The organism is Candidatus Nomurabacteria bacterium (assembly GCA_023898645.1).
Lineage (GTDB): Bacteria > Patescibacteriota > Saccharimonadia > Saccharimonadales > Saccharimonadaceae > UBA2112.
Map to the genome: position 1 here is coordinate 958868 of CP060232.1, position 15802 is coordinate 974669.

Sequence of the window (15802 nt, forward strand, 5' to 3'; positions counted from 1 at the left end):
TCGTTTCACAACATAGGCAACTACCTACTGTTTGCGAGTTTGTCGTGATACACTTAGAAGCATGATAGTAGCCGTCGACACCGGAGGGACAAAAACCCTCGTAACGCTCTTCTCTAGTGAGGGTGTTGCAGGTAAAATGATTCGATTCCCTACTCCAAAGACAAAAACTGATTATCTAGATATGCTTCGTAAAACGCTCCGCGACAATTACGGCGGTCAACGCGTCGAAGCAATTGTCATTGGTATGCCAGGTATAGTCCAAGACAACATCGTTGTCTGGTGTAATAGCCTAAAATGGAAAAATTTCGATATAGTTAGCGAACTTAAGGGAGTTTTAGGATCCGCACCGATATTCATAGAGAACGATGCCAATTTAGGAGGACTTTCAGAGACAAGATCTCAAGCCCCGGTGCCAACCTCTTCTCTGTATGTCACGATAAGCACAGGAATCGGAACGGGTATTACCACAAATGGAAAGATTGACCCTGGTCTCAGACTCAGCGAGGGTGGAAGGATGCTCGTTGAATACGAAGGTGAAATCCGGGAATGGGAATCATTCGCAAGCGGACGCGCCATCGTTAAAACATACGATCGCTACGCACGCGACATTAAAGACAAGAAGACGTGGGACGAAATTGCAGATCGCATCAGCCGAGGACTTCTAGCTGCAATCCCCCTCCTGCAAACAGAAGTTATTATATTCGGAGGCAGTATTGGTACGTATTTTAGCCATTATTCGAACCGTCTCGAGGATATTCTTCAAAAACACTTACCCGCACATATACCCTGTCCCGCTCTCCTTGAAGCCAAACACCCCGAAGAAGCGGTAATTTATGGATGCTACTATTATGCCGTCGATACACTCGACAATTAAGCGGCTGCGCCTAGATTTTCCTGAGTTTCAATTCAAACTAGCAGGAGAATACTGGTGGTCTGCTACTACTCGCACCATTTATATCGACCCGCAAACAGAACATAACCAAGAATTTACCCTGCATGAACTTAGCCATGCACTCTTAGGGCACAAAGGGTACGAGAGAGATATCGAACTTCTCAAACTAGAACGCGACGCTTGGGAGTACGCCAAAGACTCACTCGCAGATCGATATGGAATCTCGATTGATATGGATATTATTCAAGATAATCTCGACACTTACCGACAATGGCTCCACGCTCGAAGTTCTTGTCCGAAATGTGAAGCAATCGGCGTCCAGACAAGAGACTCTTTATACAGATGTGTTTCCTGCGGGCACGGATGGAGAGTCAATGAAGCCAGACTATGTGCACTTCGTCGGTACTCTTTGCAAACAAAATAGCCCTCCACAATACAGTAGAGGGCTATTTTACTGCCTAAAGTCGCTTAAGCGGCCTTCTCAGCAGTTTTCTTGCTGCGGCGGCTAATCAAGCCACCCTTGCGCCCAGCAATGCGAGCCAGTTCAGGATTAGCGGCGAAGCCACCAGTGTGACCAGCTTTACCACCCTTGGCACCAATTTTAGCGTAAAAATTAGAACCGTGTTTTGCTTTGTTCGTTTGTGCGGCCTTTACGCCGCCAGCTTTAGTTCCTGCCATTGCAAGTCTCCTTTACTATGAAAGACCCGCCTACAACTGTAGTCGAGCCCTCCGATTACCTCACATATGCTATGTGTATGAATTAATTTTAGCATAGCATAGCCTTTTTGTCAACGTTTACAACAAGCTTTTTCATGATTTTGCTAGTGTTGCATATATTCGCACGGTGCTATATCATAGGGTAAGTTCGTTGTCCAAGCGAATCCAGATCAACGATATGATCTGTAAGGCACCTGTTTGGGCTTATCAAAACACACATAAGTCCACATATAAAAACAACCACTGCTGCGAGCGTGGTTGTTTTTATTGCTGGAACTTCATCAATGGAGCAATATCATTACAAAAAGAAGTGCTACAAGAATAATACTAAGCAAAAGCACCATTCCAACACTACCTGATTTCAAAACATACTTCCTAATCTGGTCTCTGACATCTCCCGGCTTTTCACGACTTCGTAACCATACATTCATCGCCCATGCCATTAATATAACGATGGTTATAAGCAATATAGTCGCGATAAGGCCAACCTTAATTACGAGGAGCACAATAATTGCCGCCATAGCAACAACCGATATGCCGCCCTTGGCAATCGTAACTGCAACACTAGTAATGTCAAAAGTGTGCATTGAATTCTCTACCCGTGATGTCATCGTACGATGTATATCTACATCAATAATGGATTTTTGGGTGTGGTGCCTTCCGAGCTGCTGCAGCATATCCAACAAGAGTCGTAAAATAATTAAGTAGAGAGAGATAATCAGCCCGTACAATACTAATACCGTAAGACTTATTGGACTACCGTCAGACATCTGCATAATCGTTTCATTATACAAGAATTTTCGCCAAAAAAAGAAGAGCTTCCTATTCGGAAGCTCCCCTTATAATTCGGCACCGTGCTAGTTTCCCACTTGTGGCAGTATAATCGCCGCAGCTAGGCTTAACTTCTGTGTTCGGAATGGGAACAGGTGTTTCCCTAGCGCCATGGGCACCGAAGCCGGGCTTCCAGACTCTCGACCCGATTATTCATTCAATCGGCGGTCCGAAGCCTCGCTTCGATGTCCATTTTGGGGCATCTGTTTTACAAATGACTCAAAAAGAACACACGGATACATTATCAAAGATTGACGATGGTGACAAGCACCAATTACTAGTTAAGTCTACCTCATCACCCCTGTTAACATTATAAAATAATGTTAACGTCGGTGACAAGGACATAAAAAGGCAATGGGACTATTAGTACGCTTCAGCTCCATACATTGCTGTACTTCCACCTTGCGCCTATCAAACAGATCATCTTTCTGTGTCCTCATAGGGAAATCTAATCTTGAGGTTAGTTTCGCGCTTAATATGCTTTCAGCGCTTATCTAGTCCGAACGTAGCTACTCGACAATGCAGCAGGTGGCCACAATCGATACACCAGAGGTTCGTCCACCCCGGTCCTCTCGTACTAGGGGCAGATCCTCTCAAATTTCCTGACGTCCATACCGGATATAAACCGAACTGTCTCACGACGTTCTGAACCCAGCTCGCGTACCACTTTAATCGGCGAACAGCCGAACCCTTGGAAGGTGCTCCCCCTCCAGGATGTGATGAGCCGACATCGAGGTGCCAAACAGCGCCGTCTATGTGAACTATTGGGCGCTATAAGCCTGTTATCCCCAGGGTAACTTTTATCCGTTTGCGCTATCGATCCCACATTCATGTACAAATGTACGTATAGCGGGTCACTTGCTCCCACTTTCGTGTCTGATTGGAATGTACTCCTCACAGTCAAGCTGGCTTATGCGCATACACTATCACTTCGATTTCCATCCGAAGTTAGCCAACCTTTGAACGCCTCCGCTACTCTTTAGGAGGCAACCGCCCCAGTTAAACTACCCACCATACACGGTCCTGTAACCAGATAATGGTCACAGTGAGATCAAGATCACAACAAGGCTGGTATTTCACCTTTGGCTCCACAAATACTGGCGTATCTGCTTCAAAGCCTCCCAGCTATGCTACACATGTTGTAACCCGGATCAATGTAAAGCTGTAGTAAAGCTCCATGGGGTCTTCTCGTCCTGGTATGGACAGACGGCATCTTTACCGCCAATGCACTTTCACCGAGGCCTTCGCTGAGACAGTGCCCACATGATTACTCCATTCGTGCGGGTCAGAACTTACCTGACAAGGAATTTCGCTACCTTAGGACGGTTATAGTTACCGCCGCCGTTCACTGGGGCTTCAGTTCGCACCGTGAAGCACTCCCCTTAACCTTCCAGCACTGGGCAGGAGTCAGCCCCTATACATCCACTTTCGTGTTAGCAGAGACCTGTGTTTTTGGTAAACAGTTCCGTGGGCTCTTTTGCTGCGGCCCCCACATCGTTAGATACGAAGGTATACGCGTTCAAAAGAACTAAATCAATCATGATTTGTTACTTATCTCAGAAAAAATCTATTGGTTCATAAAAAAGGATTTTTCGACCTATCATTCATCGAAATGAATGCAGGCGTACTCATGCGACATCGTTACTTGTCGCGTTTAACCTTGTTTCGTTCAATACTCTTGCTGAGTGAACGCGGCTCATATCCACCGAAGTGGGGGCAGACCTTATCCCGAAGTTACGGTCGCTGTATTGCCGAGTTCCTTAGCGAAGGGTCTCTCGTAAGCCTGAGTCTACTCGACTCGAGCACCTGTGTTGGTTTGCGGTACGGGCGGCTATAACCACGCGCACACCTGCTTTTCTAGCCAGTGCCTTCCCCAGAATCGTCACCCCGAAGGGTAACTCTCACTCCCTATGCGTTCCCGCTAGGTTGGACGGATAAACCATTAATCCGCTCCGAGTATCTCACCGTGAACAGTGTGCAAATTATAACCGGTTCAGGAATATTAACCTGATGTCCATCGCCTACGCTATGCGCCTCGGCTTAGGCCCGACTAACCCTGAGATGATTAACATGGCTCAGGAAACCTTGCTCTTACGGCCGACAGGATTCTCACCTATCTTATGGTTACTCATTCCAGCATTCTCACTTCCTAACGCTCCACTGTACTTTCCAGTCCAGCTTCACTGCAGATAGGAACGCTCCTCTACCACATACGTATTACTACGTAGTCCATGTCTTCGGTAATATACTTTAGCCCCGTTACATTTTCCACGCAAGATCTCTTGACTAGTGAGCTGTTACGCACTCTTTAAATGAATGGCTGCTTCTAAGCCAACATCCTAGCTGTTTAAGAAATCTCACCTTGTTTCCCACTGAGTATATATTTAGGGACCTTAGACGATGGTCTGGGCTGTTTCCCTTTCGAGCGCCGAGCTTAGCCCCGACGTTCTAACTGCCAATGTACCACCAACGGTATTCGTAGTTTGTTAAGGGTGGGTAGGATTGCTCCCCCCAGTCCTTTACAGAGCTCTACCCCCGTTGGCTAATTTAATTGACGCTAGCCCTAAAGCTATTTCGAGGAGAACCAGCTATCTCCGAGTTCGATTGGCATTTCACCTCTAACCACAGGTCATCCGAGCACTTTGCTGCGTACGACGGTTCGGCCCTTCACTACCTGTTACAGTAGCTTCAGCCTGCCCATGGTTAGGTCACCCGGTTTCGGGTCTAATCCCTAGTACTAATTCGCCCTATTCAGGCTCGCTTTCACTGTGGCTCCGTCACTTGACTTAACCTTGCACTAGAAATTAACTCGCTGGATCGTTCTACAAAAAGCACGCCGTCACCCCGAAGGGCTCCGACTCTATTGTAGGCACAGAGTTTCAGGATCTATTTCACTCCCCTCCCGGGGTTCTTTTCACCTTTCCATCGCTGTACTAGTTCACTATCGATCGAATATTATATTTAGCCTTGGCTGGTGGTCCAGCCGGATTCAGACAGGGTTTCTCGTGCCCCGCCCTACTCGATAAAACACATATAAGGTCAACGTCGCTTTCGCGTACACGGCTTTCACGCCCTTTGGCTAGTCATTCAAACTATTCTGCTAGCAACGTCGATTTTTTACCTTATCCAGTCAGTGATAGCTGCTGGTCGCAAATCAGATACCTGGAACGAATTCCAGTTCTCTGACTTGGTCTTGTGTAATATCACAACCCCTTATAAGCATTGGCCTATCAGCCGTATCTACCTGTAAACAGGCAAAAACTTGTAAGGTTTGGGCTCTAACGGTTTCGCTCGCCACTACTCCCGCCATCGTTATTTACTTTCTTTTCCTTGACCTACTAAGATGTTTCAGTTCAGTCAGTTCCCGCCAAACACCCTATATATTCAGGTGCAGGTGACATGGTATGAACCATGCCGGGTTTCCCCATTCGGACATTCCCGGATCAAAGCTTGATGACAGCTCCCCGAGACTTATCGCAGTCTTCCACGTCCTTCGTCGGTAATATTCGTCTAGGCATCCACTACTGTGCCCTTGAGTACCTTTTTATGCATTGACTTAACTAGTAATTGGTAATTACCAACTACTTTGCCGTCAATCTTTAAAAAATTTTCTTACATCATTGAATTGTTAACGTCCTGCGTTCTCCACGTTTGAGAGCACACTTGAAACTATCGCCTCGATAATTTCTATCTGTTCTCAAAACAGCTTTATCATCCTAACACTCGTCAAATAGACTGTAAAGGATAATTTTGTTGTGTTTATTGCATCAAAAAGACATCTCGTAATCTGATCTTTTTGTCCCTATCGCCAGAGGTTCTCCACGAACGTACGCCTTATCACATGTTATTGTATCGCAATTAGTCGCATTTTGCAAGTAAAATACGATACAAAATACCCCTTAAATGGTGGGCGATGAGGGACTCGAACCTCCGACCTCGTCATTATCAGTGACGCGCTCTAACCAGCTGAGCTAATCGCCCCCAATTTAAGGGGTATTTTATAAATTCATGGTGGGCGCTGAGGGGCTCGAACCCCCGACCCTCTCGGTGTAAACGAGATGCTCTAGCCAACTGAGCTAAGCGCCCGAACTATTTTAACTTGGTGGAGTAGAAACGGACTTTCACCCGATCTACCCCATATGGTGGAGACACAGGGACTCGAACCCTGGACCCCCTGCTTGCAAAGCAGGTGCTCTAGCCAACTGAGCTATGTCCCCATAATGTATCAGCCAACTGGCCAATAAACTAACTTATTTTACCTTATATCCTTGAGGTTTTCAAGAGTATAGGTTATAATCCGCTTATGAATTATAAATTTAGTATCGCATGGTTTGTCGTTGGCTTTCTCATAACAGTCATCGGTGGATTGTTTATGAAGTACCATCAGTTCGTTGCTGATAACTTTGGCGGCGGTATCGGCAGCTATGATCGCTACAAGCTAGCGGCATTAATTACTATTGCCGCCGGGCTAATCGCAATGGTAAATTTACACACCGTCATATTAGGCTGGATTTTTAACGGCCTCTTCAGCGGTATCGCCAACGGTTAAATAGTAACGTCCACGAAAAATACCTCCCATATGGGAGGTATTTTTCTATTAACAATTTAGTTGTGCATATCATCGTACAGATTACCTAATTTTGAACCTAGTCTTGTCCCGAAGGACTAATGTTAGTAAGTAAGTTCAATTTACTAACAAGACCGACCTAGCTTCAGTAAATGATTTCTCGATTTACTGGCATAACTCTCCCTAGAAAGGAGGTAATCCATCCGCACCTTCCGGTACGGATACCTTGTTACGACTTAACCCCAATCATGCCCCCCACCTTAGGCCGACGAATCGGACTTCGGGTGTTGGTCACTTTCATGGCTTGACGGGCGGTGTGTACAAGATCAGTGACGTATTCACCGCAATTTGCTGACTTGCGATTACTAGCGATTCCGGCTTCAAAGAGGCGAGTTTCAGCCTCTTATCCGAACTGGGACTAGCTTTGGTGCGATTTGCTCCACCTCGCGGCTTCGCTGCGCATTGTACTAGCCATTGTATCGTGTTTCTAGCCCAGGATGTAAGGGTAATACTGACCTGACGTCATCCCCTCCTTCCTCCCTATTACTAGAGCAGTCTGAATAGAAAAATACAACTATTCACAAGGGTTGCGCTCGTTGATGGACTTAACCAAACATCTCACGACACGAGCTGACGACGGCCATGCAACACCTGTCACAGGATTCCAAAAGGCACACTCTGCTTTCGCAGTGCTTTCCTGGATGTCAAACCCTGGTAAGGTTCTTCGTTTATCATCGAATTAAAGAACACGATCCACCGCTTGTGCTGATCCCCGTCAATTCCTTTATGTTTTAGCCTTGCGGCCGTACTCCACAGGCGGGATACTTAACGCGTTAGCTTCGCTACCGAGGGGGTCGATACCCCCGACAGCTAGTATCCATCGTTTACGGCGTGGACTACCCGGGTATCTAATCCGGTTCGCTCCCCACGCTTTCGTGCCTTAGCGTCAGAAATGGTCCAGTAACCTGCCTACGCCATTGGTGTTCCTTCTTATATCTACGGATTTCACTCCTACACAAGAAATTCCAGTTACCTCTACCACTCTCGAGTTAGTGAGTTCGAACAATAGTCTGATGGTTGAGCCACCAGGTTTCACTATTCGCTTTACTAACCGCCTACGCAACTCTTTACGCCCAGTCACTCCGGATAATGCTTGCACCCTACGTATGACCGCGGCTGCTGGCACGTAGTTAGCCGGTGCTTATTCATGAGTTACCGTCATATTCTTCACTCATAAAAGCAGTTTACGACCCAAGGGCCTTCATCCTGCACGCGGCGTTGCTCCATCAGGGTTGCCCCCATTGTGGAAGATTCCTTACTGCTGCCTCCCGTAGGAGTCTGGACCGTGTCTCAGTTCCAGTCTGACTGATCATCCTCTCAGACCAGTTAACGATCGTCGACTTGGTAGGCCATTACCCTACCAACTATCTAATCGTACGCAGGCCACTCCCAAAGCGGATAAATCCTTTAATCCGAAGACCATATGCGGTATTAGACACCGTTTCCGGTGCTTATCCCTCACTTTGGGGCATGTTCCCACGCGTTACTCAGCCGTCCGCCACTCGACAGCACTTTCACTCTTTACTTCTCATTCCTCTTTTCGCTAAAGATGCGACCGATTTTCTAAAGAAAATCCTCGCTTCCCATCTCGAACCGAGAGAAGTAAACAGTGAAAGCCTGTTTCCGTACGACTTGCATGTATTAGGCACGCCGCCAGCATTCATCCTGAGCCAGGATCAAACTCTCCATAAAATGATACGTTTAGCACGTATCAAGCTCAAATAAACTGACGATGATATTGCACAACTAAATTGTCAATGTACATAAACCATCTGTTCAACTCGCATTCGTTGGATATTGCCTTTGTGTCTCTCAAATCAGACTGGCAATCAGACTGTTAACCATCATACCTCTAAAGAGTGGGTACGTCAAGGGATTTCTTTACTTATTGTGTCAAAAAGAAAACAAAAAGGCCCACAGCAAGGCCAATAAGTGCACCAACCGCTACTTCAAGTGGCTCGTGACCCTTTGCAGTACGGGGTATTCGAATGTTGCTTTTCTGCTCTTTTATAAGGGATCCTATTGCAATGCCCTGTTCCCCTGACGATCGACGAACCATTACAGAATCATACATAACAATAGCCGCGAATAGCGTAGCAATCGCAAACGACTCCGTATTCGATCCTCCCGTAAGGCCTATTATCGTTACAAGTGCAACAGCTGCAGCGCTGTGACTACTTGGCATGCTGCCAGATTTGTAAAGCTGGCGAACGTCTATCGCCCCTTGTTTTTTTACACTATCTATTAGCAATTTGGCACTCTGGGCAACGAGCCAAGCAATAACAATTGATAAAATGTACGGTGACAACGGGGTCACTATTCCGCTCCCTCACCCTCTAACACTTCTTCTTCATCACTTTTCTCTGGCATAAGCCCCAGCGAAGAGACAGCATCACCGTCACGGAGTTTCATTATACGAACTCCCTGCGTAGTACGTCCGAGTGTAGGAATATCTTTGAGACCAACACGTATCGCCTGGCCCTTATTAGAAATCATTAACACTTCACTCGCAGTTTCTTCAAGTGTGCGTACAGCGACTATCGGACCTGTCTTTGCAGTCACTACTGCCGCCTTGATACCGATTCCACCACGCTTATGCGCTGGGAAATTCGCAACTTTAGTCGCCTTACCATATCCATTCTGACTTACGACCAGCAGAGTTCTCTCGTCATTCGATACAATGTCCATACCTACTACGCTGTCATTCGGGCGTAACCGTACACCTCTAACTCCTCGTGCGGCACGACCCACAGGGCGCGCGTCCTTCTCATTAAAGCGTATAGCTTGACCAGCAGATGTAGATATTATCACATCGTTTTCACCAGTTGTCTTTTGGATCCACTTCAGCTCATCACCTTCATCAAGCTTAATTGCAATCAATCCGTTGGTACGAATGTTGGCGTAATCCTTAAGTGGTGTTTTCTTAACTGTACCTTTACTAGTAGCCATGAAGAGGTAGCCGTCATCTTTGGCATCCTTTTCATGTCGAATAATCGAAGTAATCTTCTCTTCTGGCTGTAGCTGCAAGAGGTTAACCGCAGCGACGCCTTTGGCTGATAGACTAGCGGCAGGTACTTCATAGGCCTTGAGGCGGAATATACGACCCTTATTCGTAAAGAATAGTAAATAATCATGCGTACTCGCCGGAATAAGATGATCAATGATATCTTCTTCCTTTGTAGTCATGCCCCTCTTACCCTTGCCACCACGATGCTGACGACGATACTCACTTACTAATGTACGTTTGATGTAGTTTTCCGTTGTAAGAAGTATAACGCTGTCTTCCTCTGGTATGAGCTCTTCGTCACTAAACTTACCAAGCTCATGATTAATCATCTGACTACGGCGCTCATCTCCGTACTTTTCTTTCATTTCCAAAAGTTCAGTCTTGATAATTTTTAGAATCTCTTCTTCATCAGCAAGTATTGCTTCTAGCTTCGCTATCAATTCATGAAGTTCCTTGAGTTCATTCTCTATCGCCTCACGCTCAAGTCCAGTTAGACGGCGTAGCTGCATCGCAAGAATTGATTTCGCCTGAATTTCACTGAGTTTAAACGCCTTAATGAGCTCAGCCTCTGCGATATCCGTCGTTTTACTTGCGCGAATTATCTTGATAACTTCATCGATATTATCAAGCGCAATCTTATAACCTTCGAGAATGTGAGCACGCTCTTTGGCTTTACGAAGTTCAAATTCAGTTCGACGACGAACAACTTGCTGTCGATGCTTCACAAACTCACTCAAAATTTCTTGCAGCCCTAGAATTCGTGGTTGAATACCATCAATCAAAGCTAGCATATTAAAATGAAAGCTTGTTTGGAGCGATGTCATCTTAAAGAGTTGATTTAGTACTTTCTTTGGATATGCATCTTTTTTAAGTTCAACAACTACGCGAACCTTACCGCGAGCTGATTCGTCACGTAAATCACTAATTGTCGTCAACTTCTTATCTTTAACAAGCTCAGCAATTTTTTCAATAAGCGTTGCTTTATTTACAGCGTAAGGCATTTCAGTTACTACAATACTGTGACGCCCCTTCTTGCTCTCCTCAATATTTGCTACAGCCCTAATCGTAACGCTACCGCGACCCGTCTGATACGCCTGTTTCATTGGAGCGCCACCGTATACAATTGCTCCTGTTGGAAAATCTGGGCCTTTGACATGTTTCAAAAGGTCATCAACAGTCGCCTCTTTATTGTCGATTAATTCAATCGTTGCATCTACCAGCTCACCTAAATTGTGCGGCGGAATGTTGGTGGCCATACCGACAGCAATACCTATCTGACCGTTCAATAGCAAGTTTGGCAATCTTGCCGGTAGAACAACCGGCTCTTGTTCGGATCCATCATAGTTATCACGAAAATCGACTGTCTCTTTTTCGAGATCCATAAGCAACTCGTTACCAGCACGCCCAAGCCGAGCTTCAGTATAACGACTTGCCGCTGCCGGGTCGCCGTCCATGGAGCCAAAATTTCCCTGGCCGTTGACTAGAGGGTAGCGCATCACCCAATCTTGAGCTAGACGAACCATTGAGTCGTAAATTGAGCTATCACCGTGAGGATGATACTTACCCATCACCTCGCCCGCAATACGAGCCGATTTAGCAAATTTACCACCAGGCCTGAGGCCCTGTTCACCCATTGTGTAAAGAATGCGACGATGAACTGGCTTCATGCCATCGCGCACGTCAGGAAGTGCACGATCAATAATGACACTCATTGAGTACTTAAGGAAGCTATCTTCCATTACATCTTCAACGGTTCGATTCTCAAGTGTTTTTGAGTGTGTCTGCACCGGTGCTATTATTTCACCTTCAATTGGTATGTTCCTGTCGTCAGTATCCATAATTAAACGTCCAATTCCTCGAGATTAACATCTTTTGCGCGCGACTGAATAAAGCTTTTGCGAAGCTGCACTTCGTCACCCATAAGTTTAGTAAAGATTGCATCTGCTTTTTCAGCATCATCAACTTTTACCTGGATCAATACGCGGTTTTCCGGATTCATTGTCGTATCCCATAACTGATCCGCATCCATTTCACCAAGTCCCTTGTATCGCTGAATATCTGAAAGCCCAGCCTGCTTATTAATACCATCCCCTGGGTCGATTGCAGTTCCGCGCTCTTTTCGTTCTTTAATAAGTCGACGAATAATATCGTCTCGCTCTTCGTCACTGTAAGCATACCAGCGCTTATTGCCGCCTGCTTTTAGAAGAAATAGGGGCGGCTTTGCTAGATATACATGACCGCCGTCAATGACGTCTCGCATATAACGGAAGAGGAACGTTAACAGCAAAGTAGAGATATGACTGCCGTCAACATCGGCATCAGTCATAATGATGATTCGATGATAACGAAGTCCGTTCATATCGAACTGATCACCTATACCTACACCCAAAGCTTTAATAAGGCTAACAATCTCATTGTTATTAAGCATGCGGTCCAATCGAGCACGCTCAACATTCAGTACCTTTCCGCGTAGTGGCAAAATTGCCTGAGTCTTGCTATCGCGACCAGACTTAGCCGAGCCGCCAGCTGAATCACCCTCTACTATATAAATTTCCGAGTCAGCAGGATTTTTACTACTACAATCCGCAAGCTTGCCAGGTAGGCTAAGACCATCGAGAGCGCCCTTGCGAATAATATTATCGCGAGCAGCGCGTGCAGCCTTACGGGCGCGAGCAGCAAGCAAGGATTTACCAACAATCTTTTTAGCAACGGCAGGGTTTTCATCAAGATAGTACGAAAAGTATTCACTCATGACCTGCTCAACATATCGTCGAACCTCTGGGTTACCAAGCTTATTCTTTGTCTGACCTTCAAACTGAGGGTCTGGCAACTTCACAAGGATAATCGCAGTCAATCCTTCACGAATATCATCACCGGTCAAATTCTCTTCTTTCTCTTTGAGCAAACTTGATTTTCGTGCATAATCATTGATTACTCGAGTAAGGGCCGTACGAAAACCTATTAAATGTGTACCTCCGTCAGGAGTAAGTACGTTATTCGCAAAAGGCTTTACCATCTCGACGAATGTATCGTTGTATTGCACAGCAATCTCAACCATCGAGTCCTCTACTTGCTTCTCTACATAAAAAACACTGTCGGCAACAACATCCTTACCAATATTGAGGTGTTTAACATAACTCTGAATACCACCCTCAAAGTAAAATGCTGCGCGGTCTTTAGTTCGCTCATCACGGACTGATACATATACACCCTTTGTGAGATAAGCTTGATGCCGCAAATAATCAACGACCCATTTATAATCAAATTCTATAGTCTCTTTAAAAATTGTAGGGTCTGGGTAGAATGTTATCGTCGTTCCCTGTGGACGATCAGTTTTCCCTACCTTCTTCAGCGGTCCAGTTGAGGCACCTTGAGCAAATTCAATCCTGTACAACTCGCCTTTTTTTACAACCTCAGCAACGAGCTTTGTTGACAGAGCGTTTACTACACTCGAGCCGACACCGTGAAGACCCGATGATACTTTATACCCGCCACCGCCAAATTTACCGCCAGCATGAAGAACAGTCAGCACAGTCTCTAGTGTGCTAAGGCCCGTCTTTTCATGTTTATCAACCGGTATACCTCGTCCATCGTCAGAAATGGTAATGCCACCATCTTCTAAAATCGTTACGTCAACTCGCGTTGCATAACCGGCAATAGCCTCGTCTATACAGTTGTCTGCAATTTCTTTAATTAAATGATGTACGCCATCATAGCCCGTACTCCCGATATACATACCTGGACGTTTACGAACCGGCTCCAAACCCTCTAATACTTGGATTTGAGACGCATCATAGGTATCAGCACTCTGTTTTTTTGCCATCTTCCCTCACTGCTGTGGCTTTTCGGCCATTTACATTTTCCCCATTATACCGCAAAACTATTACTCACTCAAGCACTTGTATTGAACACAATTCTTATGCTAATCTATTTAGCAAGAGGTCAAAGACACAAACAAAAAAATATCGTGTTTAGGAAGTTAGTATCGAATTTACCCTACAGCCCTGCTCTCATTACTGAGATTGGGTTCTACGCGGGACGACTTCGTGATGAAGACATAACTCGTCGAGTCACGGTTCTATTCGTAGTGCTGGCACTCATTATGCAGTCACTCGCCATATTCTCTCCCCCAGAATCGGCAAACGCATCAAGTGAACAAGATATTATTCGTGGCGGTGTTAGCGATTTGAACGATTTCCTTACACGCTACGATCATAATGAAAATGACGTGAAAGACATATACAGCGCTGTCGGCATTAGCCGTGCCGAAATAGCCGCTGCACGACCTGAAACAATCACTTCGATTAACAATACTTATATAATGAGTCGCTACGGTCAGCTCAGCTCAGCTAACAAGGAAATTAGTCTATCCTACCAGCGTAGCGTCGGCGGTATCGATATACGCTACTTTAGTCCGCTTTCCGCGATATCTGGTCAAAACCAATCCTTCAAGGGATGGGCCGGACATTCCGCCATTTTAGGTTGGTTCGGCATAGTACAGGCGAGCGGTAGCTTAGCTACACACGGTATCCCAACTACGTTTGCACCATACGGCGCAAACACTATGCAGGCAATTAAAACTATATCGGCGCAAAATCTAACAGAGGGAAAAACTTCTGAAAGCGTGACAGCAAAACCCATGGATAAAATAAGCTATACACTTCAGTTATCAAATCCTCGATCGATAACAGTAAATGATAGTTTTAGTGTACACATAACGGATATATTGGAATACGCAACGCTTATTGATACAGGCGGAGGCAGCTTTAACCAAGAAAGCGGAACTTTAAGTTGGCCAAGCGCTGAACTGGCGCCTGGAGGCGTGCAAAAACGAACATTTGTAATTCAAATGCTTTCCGATCTGCCGTCAACCGGAAGGGGTATCAGCAACCCCGAATCTTATGATTGCAAAATCACAGTAGCCTTTGGAAATGCTTACGTGACTCAAGTTAGCTGCCCAGTATCAAAAGATTTCGAAGCCGCACTAAGCCAACTACCTGGAGTCGGCATAGGAGGAAACCTCATCTTTATGACTGTTATTCTATTCTTAGCTCTGTTCTTCTCTATAAGGACAAGACAGTTAAAAAGAGAGTTGCAAATTATCCGCCACAATTTCAATACAGGTTTAATTTAGAAAAGTAAGGTGGCGAAAGTGACAGAAAAGAGACGAGAAACAATCAATCTACGAGAACAATCCGTAGATGTAGAGCAATTTGGCGAAATCGCTCATGAGCGTCATGAAGCAATGAAGAATGCCGTAGAGCGCGCTGAACGCAAGCAGAAGTCACATCAATCGGAAAGGGAAATGCTTGTTGAAGCCCGAAAACTCGCGGCGGAAGTTGAAATGTCTAGCACGGACAGCTCAACTTCTAATCGAACTGAAAAACGTCGAGGTCCGATCACAAAAAAACAGCTCAATTCAAGTTTCAAGTCCCAAATGAGATCAGCAGAGGAAGATATGACTGCGACTGAGCGCTTTACTAGTAGACTCATTCACGCTAAACCTATCGAAAGAACGACAAACATCGCTGCCTCAACGATTGCCCGACCAAACGCGATGCTTAGTGGTAGTATTGCGGCATTCATCGGCATAACTATTGTTTATTTCATATCAAAATACTATGGTTTCCAGCTTTCGGGTTTTGAAACAATTTGTGCATTTATTGTCGGATGGATTTTGGGTTTGTTATACGACTACTTCTCTGTGATGTTTCACGGACGCAAATAA

General features: G+C 45.5%; 10 protein-coding genes, 3 tRNA genes and 3 rRNA genes. 5 read left to right on the top strand and 11 right to left on the bottom strand.

Annotated elements, in window-relative coordinates; genetic code table 11:
* Positions 1–61: 61 nt before the first annotated feature.
* Positions 62–874, top strand: coding sequence for an ROK family protein (locus H6797_05040; GenBank protein USN96413.1), 813 nt, complete (start codon positions 62–64; stop codon positions 872–874).
* Positions 849–1316 (top strand): ImmA/IrrE family metallo-endopeptidase, encoded by a 468-nt coding sequence (locus H6797_05045; protein ID USN96414.1) that lies wholly within the window; start codon positions 849–851, stop codon positions 1314–1316. Before H6797_05040 ends, H6797_05045 begins: the two co-directional genes overlap by 26 nt.
* A gap of 44 nt (positions 1317–1360) precedes the next feature.
* Here the strand turns inward: H6797_05045 and H6797_05050 are convergent, their stop codons facing one another.
* The 7 genes from H6797_05050 to H6797_05080 all read right to left on the bottom strand — a co-directional run bounded on the left by H6797_05050 (position 1361) and on the right by H6797_05080 (position 6657).
* The gene (locus H6797_05050) at positions 1361–1570 is read right to left on the bottom strand and encodes a hypothetical protein (GenBank protein ID USN96415.1); all 210 of its coding nucleotides are present in this window, start codon (positions 1568–1570) and stop codon (positions 1361–1363) included.
* Between the two features lie 320 nt (positions 1571–1890).
* Positions 1891–2385: a hypothetical protein gene (locus tag H6797_05055; GenBank protein ID USN96416.1), complete on the bottom strand. Its 495-nt coding sequence runs from the start codon at positions 2383–2385 to the stop codon at positions 1891–1893.
* A 68-nt stretch (positions 2386–2453) separates the two neighbouring features.
* Positions 2454–2563 (bottom strand): 5S ribosomal RNA (gene rrf, locus H6797_05060).
* Positions 2564–2782: 219 nt separating this feature from the next.
* Positions 2783–5985, bottom strand: a 23S ribosomal RNA gene (locus H6797_05065).
* Positions 5986–6344: 359 nt separating this feature from the next.
* A tRNA-Ile gene (locus H6797_05070) sits at positions 6345–6421 on the bottom strand.
* 28 nt (positions 6422–6449) lie between these two features.
* Positions 6450–6526: transfer RNA gene (locus tag H6797_05075), tRNA-Val, on the bottom strand.
* Between the two features lie 54 nt (positions 6527–6580).
* Positions 6581–6657: transfer RNA gene (locus H6797_05080), tRNA-Ala, on the bottom strand.
* An 86-nt stretch (positions 6658–6743) separates the two neighbouring features.
* Here H6797_05080 and H6797_05085 point away from each other — a divergent pair.
* On the top strand, positions 6744–6989 hold the full coding sequence (locus H6797_05085; GenBank protein ID USN96417.1) for a hypothetical protein: 246 nt from the start codon (positions 6744–6746) through the stop codon (positions 6987–6989).
* Between the two features lie 202 nt (positions 6990–7191).
* Here H6797_05085 and H6797_05090 read toward each other — a convergent pair.
* From H6797_05090 to gyrB, 4 genes are all read right to left on the bottom strand, one after another.
* Positions 7192–8759 (bottom strand): 16S ribosomal RNA (locus H6797_05090).
* Together the 16S, 23S and 5S rRNA genes with 3 tRNA genes alongside form the textbook arrangement of a ribosomal RNA operon.
* 193 nt (positions 8760–8952) lie before the next feature.
* On the bottom strand, positions 8953–9384 hold the full coding sequence (locus H6797_05095; GenBank protein USN96418.1) for a divergent PAP2 family protein: 432 nt from the start codon (positions 9382–9384) through the stop codon (positions 8953–8955).
* Positions 9384–11912 (bottom strand): DNA gyrase subunit A, encoded by a 2529-nt coding sequence (gene gyrA / locus H6797_05100; GenBank protein USN96419.1) that lies wholly within the window; start codon positions 11910–11912, stop codon positions 9384–9386. The genes H6797_05095 and gyrA overlap by 1 nt, the downstream gene beginning before the upstream one ends.
* Before the next feature lie 2 nt (positions 11913–11914).
* Entirely contained in the window at positions 11915–13897 is a 1983-nt protein-coding gene (gyrB, locus tag H6797_05105) for a DNA topoisomerase (ATP-hydrolyzing) subunit B (GenBank protein ID USN96420.1), read from the bottom strand.
* A 144-nt stretch (positions 13898–14041) separates the two neighbouring features.
* On the opposite strand from gyrB, the gene H6797_05110 reads away from it, so the two are divergent.
* Positions 14042–15208 carry a hypothetical protein gene (locus tag H6797_05110; protein ID USN96421.1) on the top strand — a complete coding sequence of 389 codons (1167 nt, stop codon included), beginning with the start codon at positions 14042–14044 and terminating at the stop codon, positions 15206–15208.
* An 18-nt stretch (positions 15209–15226) separates the two neighbouring features.
* Positions 15227–15802 (top strand): hypothetical protein, encoded by a 576-nt coding sequence (locus H6797_05115; protein ID USN96422.1) that lies wholly within the window; start codon positions 15227–15229, stop codon positions 15800–15802.

Bases quoted from the DNA above. Each gene is read 5' to 3' on its own strand.
- H6797_05040 (USN96413.1), top strand. From the start codon at position 62: ATGATAGTAGCCGTCGACACCGGAGGGACAAAAACCCTCGTAACGCTC.
- H6797_05045 (USN96414.1), top strand. From the start codon at position 849: ATGCCGTCGATACACTCGACAATTAAGCGGCTGCGCCTAGATTTTCCT.
- H6797_05050 (USN96415.1), bottom strand. From the start codon at position 1,570: ATGGCAGGAACTAAAGCTGGCGGCGTAAAGGCCGCACAAACGAACAAA.
- H6797_05055 (USN96416.1), bottom strand. From the start codon at position 2,385: ATGCAGATGTCTGACGGTAGTCCAATAAGTCTTACGGTATTAGTATTG.
- H6797_05085 (USN96417.1), top strand. From the start codon at position 6,744: ATGAATTATAAATTTAGTATCGCATGGTTTGTCGTTGGCTTTCTCATA.
- gyrA (USN96419.1), bottom strand. From the start codon at position 11,912: ATGGATACTGACGACAGGAACATACCAATTGAAGGTGAAATAATAGCA.
- gyrB (USN96420.1), bottom strand. From the start codon at position 13,897: ATGGCAAAAAAACAGAGTGCTGATACCTATGATGCGTCTCAAATCCAA.